Annotated in this window: 16 protein-coding genes; 3 read left to right on the top strand and 13 right to left on the bottom strand. The window is 67.5% G+C overall.

What is annotated here, in order from left to right; all coding sequences use genetic code 11:
• Positions 1 to 9 precede the first annotated feature (9 nt).
• Genes WC585_RS13525 through WC585_RS13500 form a run of 6 tightly spaced genes read right to left on the bottom strand, consistent with a single transcriptional unit; the run spans position 10 to position 4,343 of the window.
• Positions 10 to 804, bottom strand: coding sequence for a sulfite exporter TauE/SafE family protein (locus WC585_RS13525; protein ID WP_035308649.1), 795 nt, complete (start codon positions 802 to 804; stop codon positions 10 to 12).
• Positions 805 to 812: 8 nt separating this feature from the next.
• Positions 813 to 2,090, bottom strand: coding sequence for an FAD/NAD(P)-binding oxidoreductase (locus tag WC585_RS13520; protein WP_035308651.1), 1,278 nt, complete (start codon positions 2,088 to 2,090; stop codon positions 813 to 815).
• A complete protein-coding gene (locus tag WC585_RS13515; RefSeq protein ID WP_035308653.1) occupies positions 2,087 to 2,509 on the bottom strand; it encodes a TIGR01244 family sulfur transferase in 423 nt (140 codons plus the stop codon). Before WC585_RS13515 ends, WC585_RS13520 begins: the two co-directional genes overlap by 4 nt.
• Positions 2,510 to 2,538: 29 nt before the next feature.
• Positions 2,539 to 2,958 carry a DUF6691 family protein gene (locus tag WC585_RS13510; RefSeq protein WP_035308654.1) on the bottom strand — a complete coding sequence of 140 codons (420 nt, stop codon included), beginning with the start codon at positions 2,956 to 2,958 and terminating at the stop codon, positions 2,539 to 2,541.
• Positions 2,955 to 3,389 (bottom strand): YeeE/YedE family protein, encoded by a 435-nt coding sequence (locus WC585_RS13505; RefSeq protein WP_035308657.1) that lies wholly within the window; start codon positions 3,387 to 3,389, stop codon positions 2,955 to 2,957. Before WC585_RS13505 ends, WC585_RS13510 begins: the two co-directional genes overlap by 4 nt.
• A gap of 12 nt (positions 3,390 to 3,401) precedes the next feature.
• Entirely contained in the window at positions 3,402 to 4,343 is a 942-nt protein-coding gene (locus WC585_RS13500; protein ID WP_035308659.1) for an MBL fold metallo-hydrolase, read from the bottom strand.
• 104 nt (positions 4,344 to 4,447) lie between these two features.
• Between WC585_RS13500 and WC585_RS13495 the strand changes: the two genes are divergently transcribed.
• Genes WC585_RS13495 through WC585_RS13485 form a run of 3 tightly spaced genes read left to right on the top strand, consistent with a single transcriptional unit; the run spans position 4,448 to position 5,944 of the window.
• Positions 4,448 to 5,107, top strand: coding sequence for a peroxiredoxin (locus tag WC585_RS13495; RefSeq protein WP_373258512.1), 660 nt, complete (start codon positions 4,448 to 4,450; stop codon positions 5,105 to 5,107).
• Positions 5,104 to 5,523: a metalloregulator ArsR/SmtB family transcription factor gene (locus WC585_RS13490; protein ID WP_008259045.1), complete on the top strand. Its 420-nt coding sequence runs from the start codon at positions 5,104 to 5,106 to the stop codon at positions 5,521 to 5,523. The genes WC585_RS13495 and WC585_RS13490 overlap by 4 nt, the downstream gene beginning before the upstream one ends.
• A 25-nt stretch (positions 5,524 to 5,548) precedes the next feature.
• Positions 5,549 to 5,944, top strand: coding sequence for a cupin domain-containing protein (locus WC585_RS13485; protein ID WP_219354426.1), 396 nt, complete (start codon positions 5,549 to 5,551; stop codon positions 5,942 to 5,944).
• Positions 5,945 to 5,947: 3 nt separating this feature from the next.
• Here the strand turns inward: WC585_RS13485 and WC585_RS13480 are convergent, their stop codons facing one another.
• The 7 genes from WC585_RS13480 to WC585_RS13450 form a co-directional block, all read right to left on the bottom strand.
• Positions 5,948 to 7,441 (bottom strand): murein L,D-transpeptidase, encoded by a 1,494-nt coding sequence (locus tag WC585_RS13480; protein WP_373258511.1) that lies wholly within the window; start codon positions 7,439 to 7,441, stop codon positions 5,948 to 5,950.
• Positions 7,442 to 7,476: 35 nt separating this feature from the next.
• Positions 7,477 to 8,250, bottom strand: coding sequence for a substrate-binding domain-containing protein (locus tag WC585_RS13475; protein ID WP_373258510.1), 774 nt, complete (start codon positions 8,248 to 8,250; stop codon positions 7,477 to 7,479).
• A complete protein-coding gene (locus tag WC585_RS13470; protein ID WP_372695128.1) occupies positions 8,250 to 9,149 on the bottom strand; it encodes an MBL fold metallo-hydrolase in 900 nt (299 codons plus the stop codon). Before WC585_RS13470 ends, WC585_RS13475 begins: the two co-directional genes overlap by 1 nt.
• A gap of 64 nt (positions 9,150 to 9,213) precedes the next feature.
• Entirely contained in the window at positions 9,214 to 9,864 is a 651-nt protein-coding gene (locus tag WC585_RS13465) for a peroxiredoxin (protein ID WP_040349365.1), read from the bottom strand.
• 99 nt (positions 9,865 to 9,963) lie between these two features.
• Positions 9,964 to 10,488, bottom strand: a complete 525-nt coding sequence (locus WC585_RS13460) for a DsrE family protein (protein ID WP_219354421.1) — start codon at positions 10,486 to 10,488, stop codon at positions 9,964 to 9,966.
• Positions 10,489 to 10,517: 29 nt separating this feature from the next.
• Positions 10,518 to 11,135, bottom strand: a complete 618-nt coding sequence (locus WC585_RS13455; RefSeq protein WP_373258509.1) for a cyclopropane-fatty-acyl-phospholipid synthase family protein — start codon at positions 11,133 to 11,135, stop codon at positions 10,518 to 10,520.
• An 11-nt stretch (positions 11,136 to 11,146) separates the two neighbouring features.
• A complete protein-coding gene (locus WC585_RS13450; RefSeq protein WP_035308671.1) occupies positions 11,147 to 12,574 on the bottom strand; it encodes a bifunctional UDP-sugar hydrolase/5'-nucleotidase in 1,428 nt (475 codons plus the stop codon).
• Positions 12,575 to 12,582: the final 8 nt, after the last annotated feature.

The raw sequence follows: 12,582 nt of genomic DNA, 5'->3' as shown, positions 1-12,582 counted from the left end.
GGAAGCGTTTCAACCGATCAAGCCGAGCGCGCCGGCGCTGCGGTAAAGCATATATAAGGCGACGACGAAGATCAGCCCCGCGAAGACGGTATTCAAGACGCCTTTCTGTCCCGACAGGGCCTTGGCGAGCCGTGCGCCGACCAGACCGCCCAGCACGCCGCCGCCGATGAAGACGGCCGCCAGGGGCCAGTCGACCCAGCCATCAAGGGCGTAGTTGAAGGCCGTGGTCAGGCCGAAGGCGGTGACGCCGACCAAGGAAGAGCCGACGGCATAGTAGATCGGCATGCGGGTCGAGAACATCAGGCTGGGCACGATAAGGAAGCCGCCGCCGATGCCGAAGAAGCCCGACATCACGCCCGTGGCCAGGCCCGTGCCGACGAGCTTGGGTGCATTGCGCCGATCAAGCTGGACGTTCGGGTCTCCGCCGGCGGAGCGGCCCCGCAACATCAGTACGCCGACGACCAGCATCAGGACGGCGAAAAGGGCCAGCAGCTTCTGACCATCCACGGCCTTGCCCAGGCTCGAACCCAGAAAGGCTCCGAGCACCCCGGCGACCGCGAACAGACTGGCAATTTTCCATTTCACCGTGCCGTGGCGGGCATGATTGATCACATTGGCGAAGGCGTTGGCGGCCACGGCGAAGGCGCTGGTGCCGATCGCCAGGTGCGGCTCCTTGACCCCGACCAGATAGACGATCAGCGGCACGGCCAGGATGGACCCGCCGCCGCCGACCAGGCCCAGGGTGAAGCCGACGAGCGAGCCGGCGCCGGCGCCGAGGCCGTACTGCAGCGGAGACAGGTCCATGATCAGGCTCAGGCGACAGCAGGGCGAAGCTGGGGGGCGGGTTCGATGTGGTGGGGGCCGGCCAGCCATTCGCGACCGCGCAACATCCCAAGCCAGTAGATTTCGGGCAGGGCCTGGGCCTTCAGATGCCAGGCCAGACGGGTCGGCTTGGTCCCGTCGAGCATCCATTTCGGGAAGCTGGGCAGGAGCTTGCCGCCATAGCCGAACTCGGCCAGCACGATCTTGCCGCGCTCGACCGTGAGCGGACATGAGCCATAGCCGTCATAGACCGCCCGCATCGGCTGGCCGTCCAGCAGCGACAGGATGTTCTCGGCCACCACGGGCGCCTGTTTGCGGGCGGCCGCAGCAGTCTTGGCGTTGGGTGCCGAACAGGCGTCGCCCAGACCGAAGACGTTTTCGAACCGCTTGTGGCGCAAGGTGGCGTCATCCACCTCGATCCAGCCGCTTTCGGCGGCCAGCGGACTTTCGCGAATGAAGTCCGGCGCCGTCTGCGGCGGGCAGACGTGCAGGAAGTCGAACTCGCGCCGAACCTGGCGAACTTCACCGTCCGCACCGGTCACGGCGAAGGTCGCGATCCGCGCCGGGCCGTCCACCGCCACCAGTTTCGATCCGAAGTTCAGGTCGATGCGGTATTTGCTGACATATTCCATCAGGGCCGGAACGTAGTCCTTGACCCCGAACAGCACCGGGCCGGCGTTGTGGAATTCGATCTCGATGTCGTTTCGACCGTGGTCGCGCCAGTGATCGGCCGACAGATACATGGCCTTCTGCGGGGCGCCGGCGCATTTGATCGGCATGGGCGGCTGGGTGAAGATCGCCCGACCGCTCTGCATCGCCTGGACCAGCTTCCAGGTGTAGGGCGCGGTCTCATAGCCGTAGTTGGAGGTGACGTTGTTGCGCCCGAGCGTTTCCGCCAGGCCCGGAATGGCGCCCCAGTCCAGCTTCAGTCCCGGCGCCGCGACCAGCATGCGATAGCCGATCCAGCGGCCGTCGGTCAGTTCGACGCGATCGTGGATGGGGTCGAAAGCCGCGACCGAGCCGCGCACCCACTGGGCGCCTTGGGGGATCAGGTCCTCGGTGCGGCGCCGGGTCCGCTCGGGCGTGAAGACGCCGGCGCCGACCATGGTCCAGCCGGGCTGATAGTAGTGATGTTCGGATGGCTCGACGATGCGGACATCAAGGTCGGGGCGACGACGCAGGAGGCTGGCGGCTGTGGCGATGCCGGCGGATCCGCCGCCGACGATCAGGACATCGCAGGACTCCAGGGGGGCGTACTGGGCGCTCATGACGCGGCTCCTTCGAGACGGGGACGCAGGGCGCCGAGGTCGTAGCCGGCGCTCTTGGCGCGTGCGATCAGATCGTCAGCGCTTATCGAGGCGACGTTCGCCAGCGCCCACAGGGTGGTCGTGCGCGTGCCGGTGCGGCAGAAGCCGAACACAGGCTGGGGCAGGTTGGCCAGAGCCTCGCGGAAGTCCGCCACGTCCTGGTCGGAGATTGCGCCGCCGACCACGGGAACATGGGCGAAAGCCAGTCCCGCAGCCTCGGCGGCCTGGCGCAGATCTTCGGAGCTGGGCTGGCCGGGCTCTTCGCCGTCGGGTCGGTTGGAGATCACCGACCGGAACCCTTGGGCCGCGATGTCGGGCAGGTCTTCCGGGGCGATCTGGGGCGAGGCGGACAGGGCCTCGTCCAAAGGGCGAATATGCATGGCTTTGTCTCCCTAGGGTCTTTTCTGGTTCAGGCGTTTCGGTCGAGGGTCAGGCGGAACAGCGCCATGCCGGCCGCGAGGGCGCCGACGAAGACGAAGGCCTGCCAGGCGCCGGTCGTCAGCGCCGCAAGCGCCGGGCCGGGGCACAGGCCGACCAAGCCCCAGCCAAGGCCGAACAGGGCGGCCCCGCCGACCAGAGGGGTGTCGATGGTCCGGCCCTCGGGCACATGGAAGGTGTCGGCCGCGACCGGAGCCTCCATGCGCCGGCGGATCAGCCAGGCTATGGCGGAGGGGATCAGCGCCCCGCCCATGACGAAGGCCAGAGAGGGGTCCCAGGCGCCCGTCACATCCAGGAAGGCCAGGACGCGGGCCGGGTTGATCATGTCGGACACCACCATGCCGGCGCCGAACAACAAGCCGCACAGGACGGCGACGATCAGCCGGCTCACGCCAGGCCTCCCAACAGGTGGCGGGTGACGAAGACGGTCAGGGCCGCGACGGCCATGAAGACGCCGGTGGCGACGATGGAGCGGGGCGACAGGCGGGCCAGGCCGCAGACGCCGTGGCCGCTGGTGCAGCCCGAGCCCCAGCGGGTGCCGAAGCCGACGATCAGGCCGCCGAGCACCAGCAGCCAGACCTCCGAAGTGATCTGCACCTCGGGCCTGCGGATCAGGGCCGAGGCCAGGGCCGCGCCGCCCAGCAGGCCGGCGATGAAAAGCAGGCCCAGAATGCGCGGCGCGCCTTTTGACAGGCCGGTCGCTGCGGCGGTCAGGCCGGAAATCCCGGCCACGCGCCCATTCAGCAACAGATAGAGACCGGCCGACAGGCCGACCAGCAGACCGCCGGCCAGCGGCCAGATGAAGGGAAGAGGCTCAAGCATCGGAGCCTCGCCTCACAGCGCGTTCAGCGGGACCTTGAGGTAGCGCACCCCATTGTCCTCGGGCTCGGGCGGGCGGCCGCCGTTCATGTTCACCTGAACCGACGGCAGGATCAGCTTGGGCATGGGCAGGGTGGCGTCGCGCTGGGTGCGCATGGCCACGAACTCGTCCTCGCTGACGTCGTCGCGAATATGGATGTTGCCTGTCCGCTGGGCACCGATGGTGGTCTCCCAGGCGAACTCGGTCCGGCCCGGCGGCGCCTTGTAGTCGTGACACAGGAAGACCCGCGCCTCGTCCGGCAGGGAGGTCAGGCGATGGATCGAGCGGTACAGGGTCCGGGCGTCGCCGCCGGGGAAGTCGCAGCGCGCCGTACCATAGTCGGGCATGAACATGGTATCGCCGGGGAAGACGGCGTCGCCGATGACATAGGCCAGACAGGCCGGGGTGTGGCCGGGCACGTGCAGGACCGTGGCCTTCAGACCACCGATCTCAAACCGGTCGCCGTCGTTGAACAGATGGTCGAACTGGCTGCCGTCGCGGCGGAAGTCGGTCCCTTCGTTGAAGATCTTGCCGAAGACCGCCTGGACGGTGAGGATTTCATGGCCAATCGCCAGCTGACCGCCGAGCTTTTCCTGGAGATAGGGCGCCGCCGACAGGTGATCGGCATGGGCGTGCGTCTCGAGCAGCCACTGAACCGTGAGACCTTCGGATTTCACGTAATCAATGAGCGCATCGGCCGAAGCGTGCGTGGTGCGGCCCGACGCCGGATCGTAGTCCAGCACGCTGTCAATGATGGCGCAGACGTCGGAGCCGGGATCGCGCACGACGTGGCTGACGGTGAAGGTGGCTTCGTCGAAGAACGATTTCACGACAGGGCGTTGGCGAGGATCGCCCAGCGCGGCGCGCACGATGTCGGCGGCGTCGTCGCGGGCGGGGTCGGGTGTGGGCGAGGACATGACGTGTCTCCGTTTCGGTGACTCAACACATATACTCATTCATAGTTCGTGCAAGTATGTATTTTAATGTAGCGGAAACGGTGGGATGCGCTTAGCTTGCGGCTATGGACACGATCGACACCGGGCCAGCCGTCTATCCCCCCGCAATGCGCGCCCTGCGCATCAACGATACGGCGCCGGACTTCACGGCGCGCACGACTCAGGGCGAAAGGCGCCTCAGCGACTACCGTGGACGCTGGCTGGTGCTGTTCTCGCATCCGGCGGACTTCACGCCGGTCTGCACCAGCGAGTTCGTGGCCCTGGCCCGGCAGGCCGACGCCTTCGCGGCGATCGACTGCGATCTGATGGCCCTGTCGGTGGACAGTCTGTATTCGCACCTGGCCTGGCTGAAGGACATTTACCGCCGCTTCGGCGTGAAGGTGCCGTTCCCAATCATCGAGGATCCCTCCATGGCCATCGGCCACGCCTTCGGCATGGTGGACGCCGGCTCGAGCGACAGCGCGACGGTGCGCGCCACCTTCGTGATCGATCCCGAAGGCGTGGTGCGCGCCATCAGCTGGTACCCGATGAACATCGGCCGCTCGGTTGATGAACTGCTACGTCTCGTCACCGCCCTGCAGACCTCGGACCGCGAGGCGGCCTCCACGCCGGCGGGCTGGATGCCCGGCGACGCTCTGCTGGAGCCGGCCGCCACCACCCTGGACGCCGCCATCGCCGACGGTGAAGGCGATGCGCCCTGGTACTATCGCGAGCGCCGCGCATGACCGACGATCAAGCGGCCGCCATGGAGCGGTTGAAGGAAAAGGCGCCGGAGGCCGCAGAGCTGTTGCGCCAGCTGGCCAACGCCAACCGGCTGCTGATCCTGTGCCATATCGCCGAGGAGGAACGTTCGGTGGGGCAGCTCGAGGCGGACCTGGGCATCAAACAGCCGGCTCTGTCCCAGCAGCTGGCTGAGCTGCGCCAGTACGGTCTGGTCAAGACGCGTCGTCAGTCGCGCTCGATCTTCTATTCGATCGCCGACGAGCGGGCCCAGGCGGTGATGGGCATGCTGTACGAAATCTTCTGCGGCGATGCGAAGGCGGTCGGCGCCCGCGTCGCCGCCCCGGCGCCCCGCCCATCGACGCCGGCGCGCGGCGACACGGCTCAGTTCGCGCGCATCACCGCCGTCGCACGTCGCTGACGGCCAACCCGCACAGGAGACTCTCGTGAAGGGCTTCATCGACAATATCGAACGTCTGACGGAAGAGAACACAGACTTTCGCCGCGTTCTCTACACCGGCCACAATCTGCAGCTCGTCCTCATGGCCATTCCGCCCGGTCAGGAGATCGGCGAAGAGGTCCACGACGACCGCGACCAGTTCTTCCGCATCGAGGCGGGCGAGGGCGAAATCTGGATCGACGGCGTTCGTCACGCCGTGAAGGCGGACGACGGGGTCATCGTCCCTCAGGGCGCCCGGCACAATGTGGTCAGCACGGGGTCCGAGCCGCTTCGGCTCTACACCCTCTATGGCCCGCCGGAGCATCTCGACGGGACGGTTCACGCGACGGTGGAAGAGGCCTCCGCCGACCACGAGCACTTCGACGGCCGCACGACCGAATAGCCGTCAGGGGCCGACGTCGTCCGCATCGGCGCGCCGGTCGTCGGGCCGCGGCAGGTGCAGGGCGATGCCCAACGCCTCCGCCAGACGGGTGTCGCGACGATAGATGTCATCGCGAAAGGCGACGCGGCCCTGGCCGTCCAGGAACGCGGTCCAGTACAGTAGGCGCACGTCGATCGGCCGACCGGTCGCCACACGGACGGTCTGGCCGCTGTCCAGCGCGGCGTCGAAGCGGGCGAGCCTCTCGGGGTCGGGCGCCAGGAGAAGGCGGGCGAAGCCGACGGCGTCCTGCACCCGCACGCAGCCGTGACTGAGATGGCGGAAGCTGTGGTCGAACGCGCCCCGAGACGGGGTGTCGTGCAGGAAGATGGCGTAGCTGTCCTGAAGCTCGAACTTGACCTGGCCCAGGGCGGCATTCGGACCCGCGCGCTGAACCACCATGCCGTTCTGGATCGTCATGTTGTTCGCCCGCATATAGCCGGCGCCACGCGGCAGGATCTCGCGCTGGGCGATGGAGGTCGGCACCGTCCAGGGCGGATTAGCGACGACCGAGGCGAAGGGCCGTTCGAGGCTGGGCGTCGCATTGTCGGCGTCACCCGTCACGACCCGCATCGAATGCACGGGCCGACCGTCCTTCCAGTAGACCATGATGGAGGCGGCGGTGTTCACCTCGATCCGTTCCGGGGCGACGTCTCTCTTCAGCCAACGGCGGCGTTCCAAATTCAGCGCGATCTGGCGAGCGCGGGCCTCGGCCGAAATCGAGAGCGCCCGCTGTGTCGCCGGGCCGATGCGGGCGTCCGCTTCAAGACCGTGGCGCACCTGGAACGCCCGAACGGCCTCTTGCACAATGGAGCCGTATTCACCGCCAGACGGGCCGACCATCGCGGCGGCGGCTTCGCTTAAATCGCCTTCCACCCGAAGGCGCGGCAGGAGGGCGGGAAGGCGCGGGTCGGACGCAAATGGTTCGATCGTCGCGCCCAGGGCAAAGGGCGGCCAACCGCCGCGGTCGGCGATGGCGCGATAGCGGAGGAAGCCGTCGCACAGGCCCTGATAGCCGCGGTCCTGGGGTGCGAGGCCGGCCATCGTCGCCGCAAGTGTTCCGTCGTCGACCGCCTTTGCGAGGAGAGGCGGCGTGTCGACTTGGTTGCGATCCATCTCCCAGAGCGTCTCGACGGATGCTGGATCGACCCGGCCATGGGCGAGCGCCTCAGCCAGGATCAGGACGGCCTGGGTCAGTTCTGCTTCGCTAAGGGCGAGACCGTCGGGCGCCGACAGCCCGTGGCGGTCCGCCAGAGCTAGGGCGTCCATGGCTTGCCGGCGCGCGGACCCCGCCCAGGCGGGGCGTCCGCCGCGGGCGGCGTAGAAGGCTGTAGTCAGAACAGTGATGTCAAAGGCGGCGGGCGCGGGTGCTGCTCGCGCCGCCGTAGAGACCCAGAGCGGCGCCGCTGCGGCCGCCAGCAGGTGTCGGCGGTTCAGGATTGAGGAGCGACGATCAACCATGCCGCCGACACCGCAGGGTTCACCTTAAGGCAGGCTTAAGGTTGGCCGGTCCGCCAGCCCCACCGCGCGAAGATGGCGGCCCCCTCGTCGGACTTCAGAAAGTCGAGGAACGGCTGGGCGTCGGCGTCCTGGCGGCCGGTCTCTGTCACAACGGCGCCGGCGTCGCGGTAGATGCGGTAGGGCTCTTCGACCTCGACCACATCAGCGAGGTCCGGATTGGCGACCTGCCAGATGCCCCAGATGATCCAGGCGTCCAGCGTCGGGTCGTCGATCCAGGCTTGTCGGGCCTCGGCGCTGTTGCGGGCGTAGACGACGATGTTGCGACGCAGCGCGCGCACCTTGGCGATGTCGCCGGTGCGACCGGCCATGTCCTCCCACAGGCCGTTCTGGCCCGCGCCGTTGACGACCAGGACTCGGCGACCCGGCTGGAAGAGATCTTCCAGGCCGCCGATGCCGTTCGGATTTCCCGGGCGAACGAGAATGGAGGCGGTGCGCAGATAGAGCGGCTCGACCGCCTCGGCGCGGATGCGGCCCTCCAGAGCGCTGACGAAGTCGGTCATCATCGTCTCGGAGCCGGAGAAGATCAGGTCGCCGTCCGCCTTGGCCTGGTCCAGCCATTGGGGCGTGGGTCCGGCGACGACGGCCACGGCGCGACCGGTGCGCGCTTCATAGGCCTTCGCCGCTTCGCGCATGGCGGGGGCGGGGCCGCCCGGACCGTAGACATGAAGAGGATCGGCGGGCGTCTGGGCGTGGGCGGCCAGGGCCGTCGTGCTCAAAAGGGCGGCCAGGGCCAGGGTGGAAGGACGCATCAAGAGTTCTCCTGGGGCGGGGCGAAGTGATTGGCGGGGATCTTGAAATAGATGCGGCCGTCCTCGGCGGGTGGCGGCAGCACCCCGCCGCGGATGTTCACCTGAAGCGCGTAGAGCATCAGGTTCGGCAGGGGAAGGGTGGCATCCCGGCCGTCGCGAAGCCGCACGAAATCCGCCTCTCCGCGTCCGCCGCCGACATGGATGTTGTCCGCCTTCTGCTCTCTCACGGTGCTGAAGCAGGCGGGCTCGCGGCCATCGGGACCGTAGTCGTGGCCGACGAAGACGCCGGTCTCCTCGGGCAGGGCCAGGATGTCCTGGATGCTTCGGTAGAGGACCTTGGAGTCGCCGCCCGGAAAGTCGGCGCGCGAGGTGCCGGCATAGGGCATCATCAGGGTGTCGTGGACGAAGGCGTTGCCGCCGATCACATAGGTAATGGACGCCAGGGTGTGGCCTGGGGAGAAGATGACCCGCCCCGTCAGGTCGCCGACAGCAAACGTATCACCGGCCTGGAAGAGACGGTCCCACTGGCGACCGTCGGTCGGGAATTCGTCGTCCAGGCCGTAAATGTCCTTCCACAACCTCTGGACGCCGATGACCTTCTCGCCGATGGCGGTTGGAGCCTCCAGCTTCTCGTTGAGATAGGGCGCGGCCGAAAAGTGATCGGCGTGTGGATGGGTGTCCAGCAGCCATTCGACCGTCAGGCCTTCCGCCTTGACGTAGTCCAGGATGGCGTCGGCGTTGCGGGTCGAGGTCGCCGCCGCCTTCTCGTCGAAATCCCAGACCGGATCGATGATCGCGCATTTGCGGCTGACCGGGTCGGAGACGACATATTGCCAACTGCCGGTCTTCTTGTCGTGGAGCGCCGCGATGCGCGCTCCGCCGTGGTCGATGATCTGCATGATGGCTCCGTTTGGTTTGCGAAGAAAAGGGCCGGACCGCTTGCGCGGTCCGGCCAGCGTCCGATCAGGCGGCTTTCGGGGCGTCGGGGAGGTCGCGCGTCGAGAAATACCAGTCGGTGTAGACGTAACCCTCGGAAGCGCGAGCCTCGGCCGCCTCGGCGGTCTTGGGCGGAGGGACGATAGCCGGTTGGCCAGGGCGCCAGTTCTCAGGCGTCGCGACCCCGTTGGCGTCGGACGCCTGGAGCGCGGTGAGCAGCCGAACGAACTCTTCGATGCTGCGGCCATTGCTCATGGGATAGTAGACCATGGCGCGCAGCTTGCCTTCCGGATCGATCAGGAAGGTGGCGCGAACAGCCGAGGTGTCGGCCGCCCCGGGGTGGATCATCCCGTAGGCCTGGGCCACCTCCATCTTCAGATCCTCGATGATGGGGAAAGGGATTTGGACGCCGAACTTCTCCTTGATGTTCCGGGTCCAGGCCAGGTGCGAGAAGATGCTGTCGATGGAGAGCCCCAGGAGCTCGCAGTTCATGGCGGCGAACTCATCCGCGTGCTTGGCGAAGCCGATGAACTCGGTCGTGCAGACCGGGGTGAAGTCCGACGGATGGGAGAAGAGGATCAGCCATCTGCCGCGGTAATCGGCCAGGCTGCGATCCCCGTGCGTGGTGCGGGCGTGAAAGTCGGGGGCGGGTTCGTTGAGGCGGGGCAGTCCGGTCATGTCGATGTCTCCTTCAGACGCCCCATTGAACACTTACATACACACTTACCCAAACTAATAGTTCTTATGGCCAGTGAAGGTTCCGCCTATGCCGAGACGTCAGTTCACAACCAGGGCATATCCGGCCTGTTGAAGGTGGATGACCGTCATCAGGGCGGCGAGATCAACGCTCACGCCCGGTTCGAGGTCGGCTTGCGCGATGCCGTTCCCGGCCATGGCCTGGCCGCACAGCCGAACCTGGACGCCGGCGGCGATGAGGCTGCGGATCAGGGCGCTGTTGGGGTTGGCGTCGCCCTTGCCGCGCGCGGCCCAGGCGGCGTCGGAGAGGACCGCAGGGGTGGCGGCGCCGTGTAGCACAACGACGATCTGACGATGGTCGGCGTCCACGCCGCCCGCCGCCAGCATATTCGCCAGCCGCGCAACGCGATCCAGTCCCTTCAGCGGCCTGTCGTCCGGACCGCCCTGGGACACGTCGAAGATGACCCGATAGACGCGCGACGGATCCGGCTGTTCGCCGGCCTCGGGCAGGGGCTTGAAGCCGCCGAAGCCTGAAACAGCTTGAGCGAAGCTCGGGGAGGCCGCCAGGGAGGCGGCCAGGGACAGGGCGAGGAGGAGGGTTTTCATGGCCGGTTCCGGTGTGCGGGCGCTGGGGGTCAGGGACGGCGGGCGACGAGATCGATCAGGGCGGACCGGCCGCTGTGGCCGGCGCCTTCGGAGACGTCGCTGTCGTGGCTTTTCAGATGCAGGATGTCGAAGTCGGCGAAGGCGTCGCGGAGCAGCGCCTCGGTGTAGAGGTTCTCGACCTGCCCCGGACCGCCGGTGCCATAGGCGATCTGTTCCGGCCGATAGCCCTGCAACAGGACCAGGCCGCCAGGCTTCACGGCCGCCTTCATACGCTCGAAAAGTCGGTCGCGCTGGGGAGGCGGGGCGAACTGAATGAAGACGGCGACCACGACGTCGAACGCACCCTGCGGCCAGCCCCAGGTCTCGAAGTCCGCCACCTGGGCGTCCAGTGTGACGCCACGTCGCTCGGCCAGGGCGAGGGCCTTCTCGACCGCGCGCGGGGCGATATCCGTGGTGGTGACGGCCAGGCCCTGTTCGGCGAGCCACACGCCGTTTCGGCCCTCGCCGTCGGCGACCGCCAGAGCGGTCATGCCGGGCTGGAGCCGCGCGATCTGAGCGGCCAGGAAGGCGTTGGGCGTCTCGCCGAACAGATAGTCCTGGCGGTCATAGCGGCTGTTCCAGAAGTCGCGGGCGGCGACGGAGTCCATAAGGTGTTCCTTCAGATGATGAGGACGCTGACGGGCAGATCGGTCTCGCCAGGCGTATGGTCGGCGAACCAGGATTCAAGCGCGCCCACAGTGTCGATGTCGAGCGTCCGGCGGTCTCGCCCGTAATGTTCGGGCACCCCTTGGGCGGTGACGAAGGCCACCAGATAGTCCGCCTCCGGCTCGACAGGGCGGTCTCCGACCAGCAGGCGGTCGAGGCGCTGCCCCTTGGGATTCTCAAGCTTCACGAAGGCCGTGAGACCCCGGCAACGTTTGATGTAGCCGCCCATCTGCTCATACGGGTCGGCGGCGAAGGTGCGCTCCAGATTTTCTTCCAGCATCGCTTGCAACTCGGCCCCGGTCAGCGTCGTGCGTGAGATCGGCGGATTCATCGGCGCCATATTGTAGAGGTCGCCCAGAGTGACCGGACCCGGCGCGACGGGCGCGCCGTAGCGCCAGCCGTTGGAGAAGGCGATGTCCACGCCCGCCGCCTGCGCCGCCGCCGCCAGCAGGACGTCGTCCATCGGCGCGCTGGCCATGGCGTAGCGGTGAAGGGGGATGGCGGTGCGGCCGACGATGCGCGCCAGACGCTCGCGCTCGGGCGCCAGGGCCATCTCCACCAAGCCGGCGACTTGATCGTCTTCGGGGCCAGCGTCCACGGCTATGAGCCGATGGCGCCGCAGGCACACGCGGCCCTCTGCAATCTCCAGATCCAGCCGGCCGATATAGGCGCCGTGGCAGCCGGACTGGATGATCAGGGTGTCGCCGACGCGGGCCGGTTCGTGCAGGCGGTTATGGGTATGACCGCTCAGGATCACGTCGATGCCCGGCGTTTCGGCGGCCAGCTTCAGATCCTGCGGAAAGCCCAGGTGCGACAGCAGGACGACCAGATCGACCTTTTCCTCGCGGAGCTGGTGCAGCTGCTCGCGGGCTTCGGCCACACCCATTTCAAACCGCACGCCTTCAGAGAAGGCGGGGGGCATCGTCTTGTCGATGATGGGGCAGGCCAGGCCGATCACGCCGATCCTCAGACCGCCGCGCTCGAACACCCACCGCCCGTCGAACTCCGGCGCGCCGTCATCCTTGCGGAAGACATTGGCGGCCAGGACGGGATAATCCAGTCCCGCCGCCAACGCCTTGAACCCCGCCGGGCCATAGGCGAACTCCCAGTGCGCCGTCATGGCGTCGATCTTCAGGGCGTTCATGATCGGAACCAGCGCCTCGCCCCGGCTGGCGACGGCGACCCGCGTGCCATGGAAGGTGTCGCCGTTGTCCAGGGTCAGGCATGCACCTTCGGCGCGCGCCTCTTCGAAGAGGCGCGCGATGCGGGCGACCCCGCCCAGCCGTTCGAACCGCCAGCCGCCTTCGGTGCGCACCAGTTCGGGATGCGGCTCGAGATAGCCGTGGAGGTCGTTCAGCTGGAGCAGGGTCAGGGTGGTCATGGTCGGCT

The organism is Brevundimonas sp., from assembly GCF_041648055.1.
In the GTDB taxonomy this organism is placed as follows: Bacteria; Pseudomonadota; Alphaproteobacteria; order Caulobacterales; family Caulobacteraceae; genus Brevundimonas.
This window is presented reverse-complemented; position numbering and strand designations above follow the sequence as displayed.

Excerpts from the sequence above, each read along its gene's own strand:
- WC585_RS13515 (WP_035308653.1), bottom strand. The coding sequence starts at position 2,509 with ATGCATATTCGCCCTTTGGACGAGGCCCTGTCCGCCTCGCCCCAGATC.
- WC585_RS13475 (WP_373258510.1), bottom strand. The coding sequence starts at position 8,250 with ATGCGTCCTTCCACCCTGGCCCTGGCCGCCCTTTTGAGCACGACGGCC.
- WC585_RS13495 (WP_373258512.1), top strand. The coding sequence starts at position 4,448 with ATGGACACGATCGACACCGGGCCAGCCGTCTATCCCCCCGCAATGCGC.
- WC585_RS13450 (WP_035308671.1), bottom strand. The coding sequence starts at position 12,574 with ATGACCACCCTGACCCTGCTCCAGCTGAACGACCTCCACGGCTATCTC.
- WC585_RS13505 (WP_035308657.1), bottom strand. The coding sequence starts at position 3,389 with ATGCTTGAGCCTCTTCCCTTCATCTGGCCGCTGGCCGGCGGTCTGCTG.
- WC585_RS13480 (WP_373258511.1), bottom strand. The coding sequence starts at position 7,441 with ATGGTTGATCGTCGCTCCTCAATCCTGAACCGCCGACACCTGCTGGCG.
- WC585_RS13500 (WP_035308659.1), bottom strand. The coding sequence starts at position 4,343 with ATGTCCTCGCCCACACCCGACCCCGCCCGCGACGACGCCGCCGACATC.
- WC585_RS13455 (WP_373258509.1), bottom strand. The coding sequence starts at position 11,135 with ATGGACTCCGTCGCCGCCCGCGACTTCTGGAACAGCCGCTATGACCGC.
- WC585_RS13470 (WP_372695128.1), bottom strand. The coding sequence starts at position 9,149 with ATGCAGATCATCGACCACGGCGGAGCGCGCATCGCGGCGCTCCACGAC.
- WC585_RS13460 (WP_219354421.1), bottom strand. The coding sequence starts at position 10,488 with ATGAAAACCCTCCTCCTCGCCCTGTCCCTGGCCGCCTCCCTGGCGGCC.
- WC585_RS13520 (WP_035308651.1), bottom strand. The coding sequence starts at position 2,090 with ATGAGCGCCCAGTACGCCCCCCTGGAGTCCTGCGATGTCCTGATCGTC.
- WC585_RS13490 (WP_008259045.1), top strand. The coding sequence starts at position 5,104 with ATGACCGACGATCAAGCGGCCGCCATGGAGCGGTTGAAGGAAAAGGCG.
- WC585_RS13525 (WP_035308649.1), bottom strand. The coding sequence starts at position 804 with ATGGACCTGTCTCCGCTGCAGTACGGCCTCGGCGCCGGCGCCGGCTCG.
- WC585_RS13465 (WP_040349365.1), bottom strand. The coding sequence starts at position 9,864 with ATGACCGGACTGCCCCGCCTCAACGAACCCGCCCCCGACTTTCACGCC.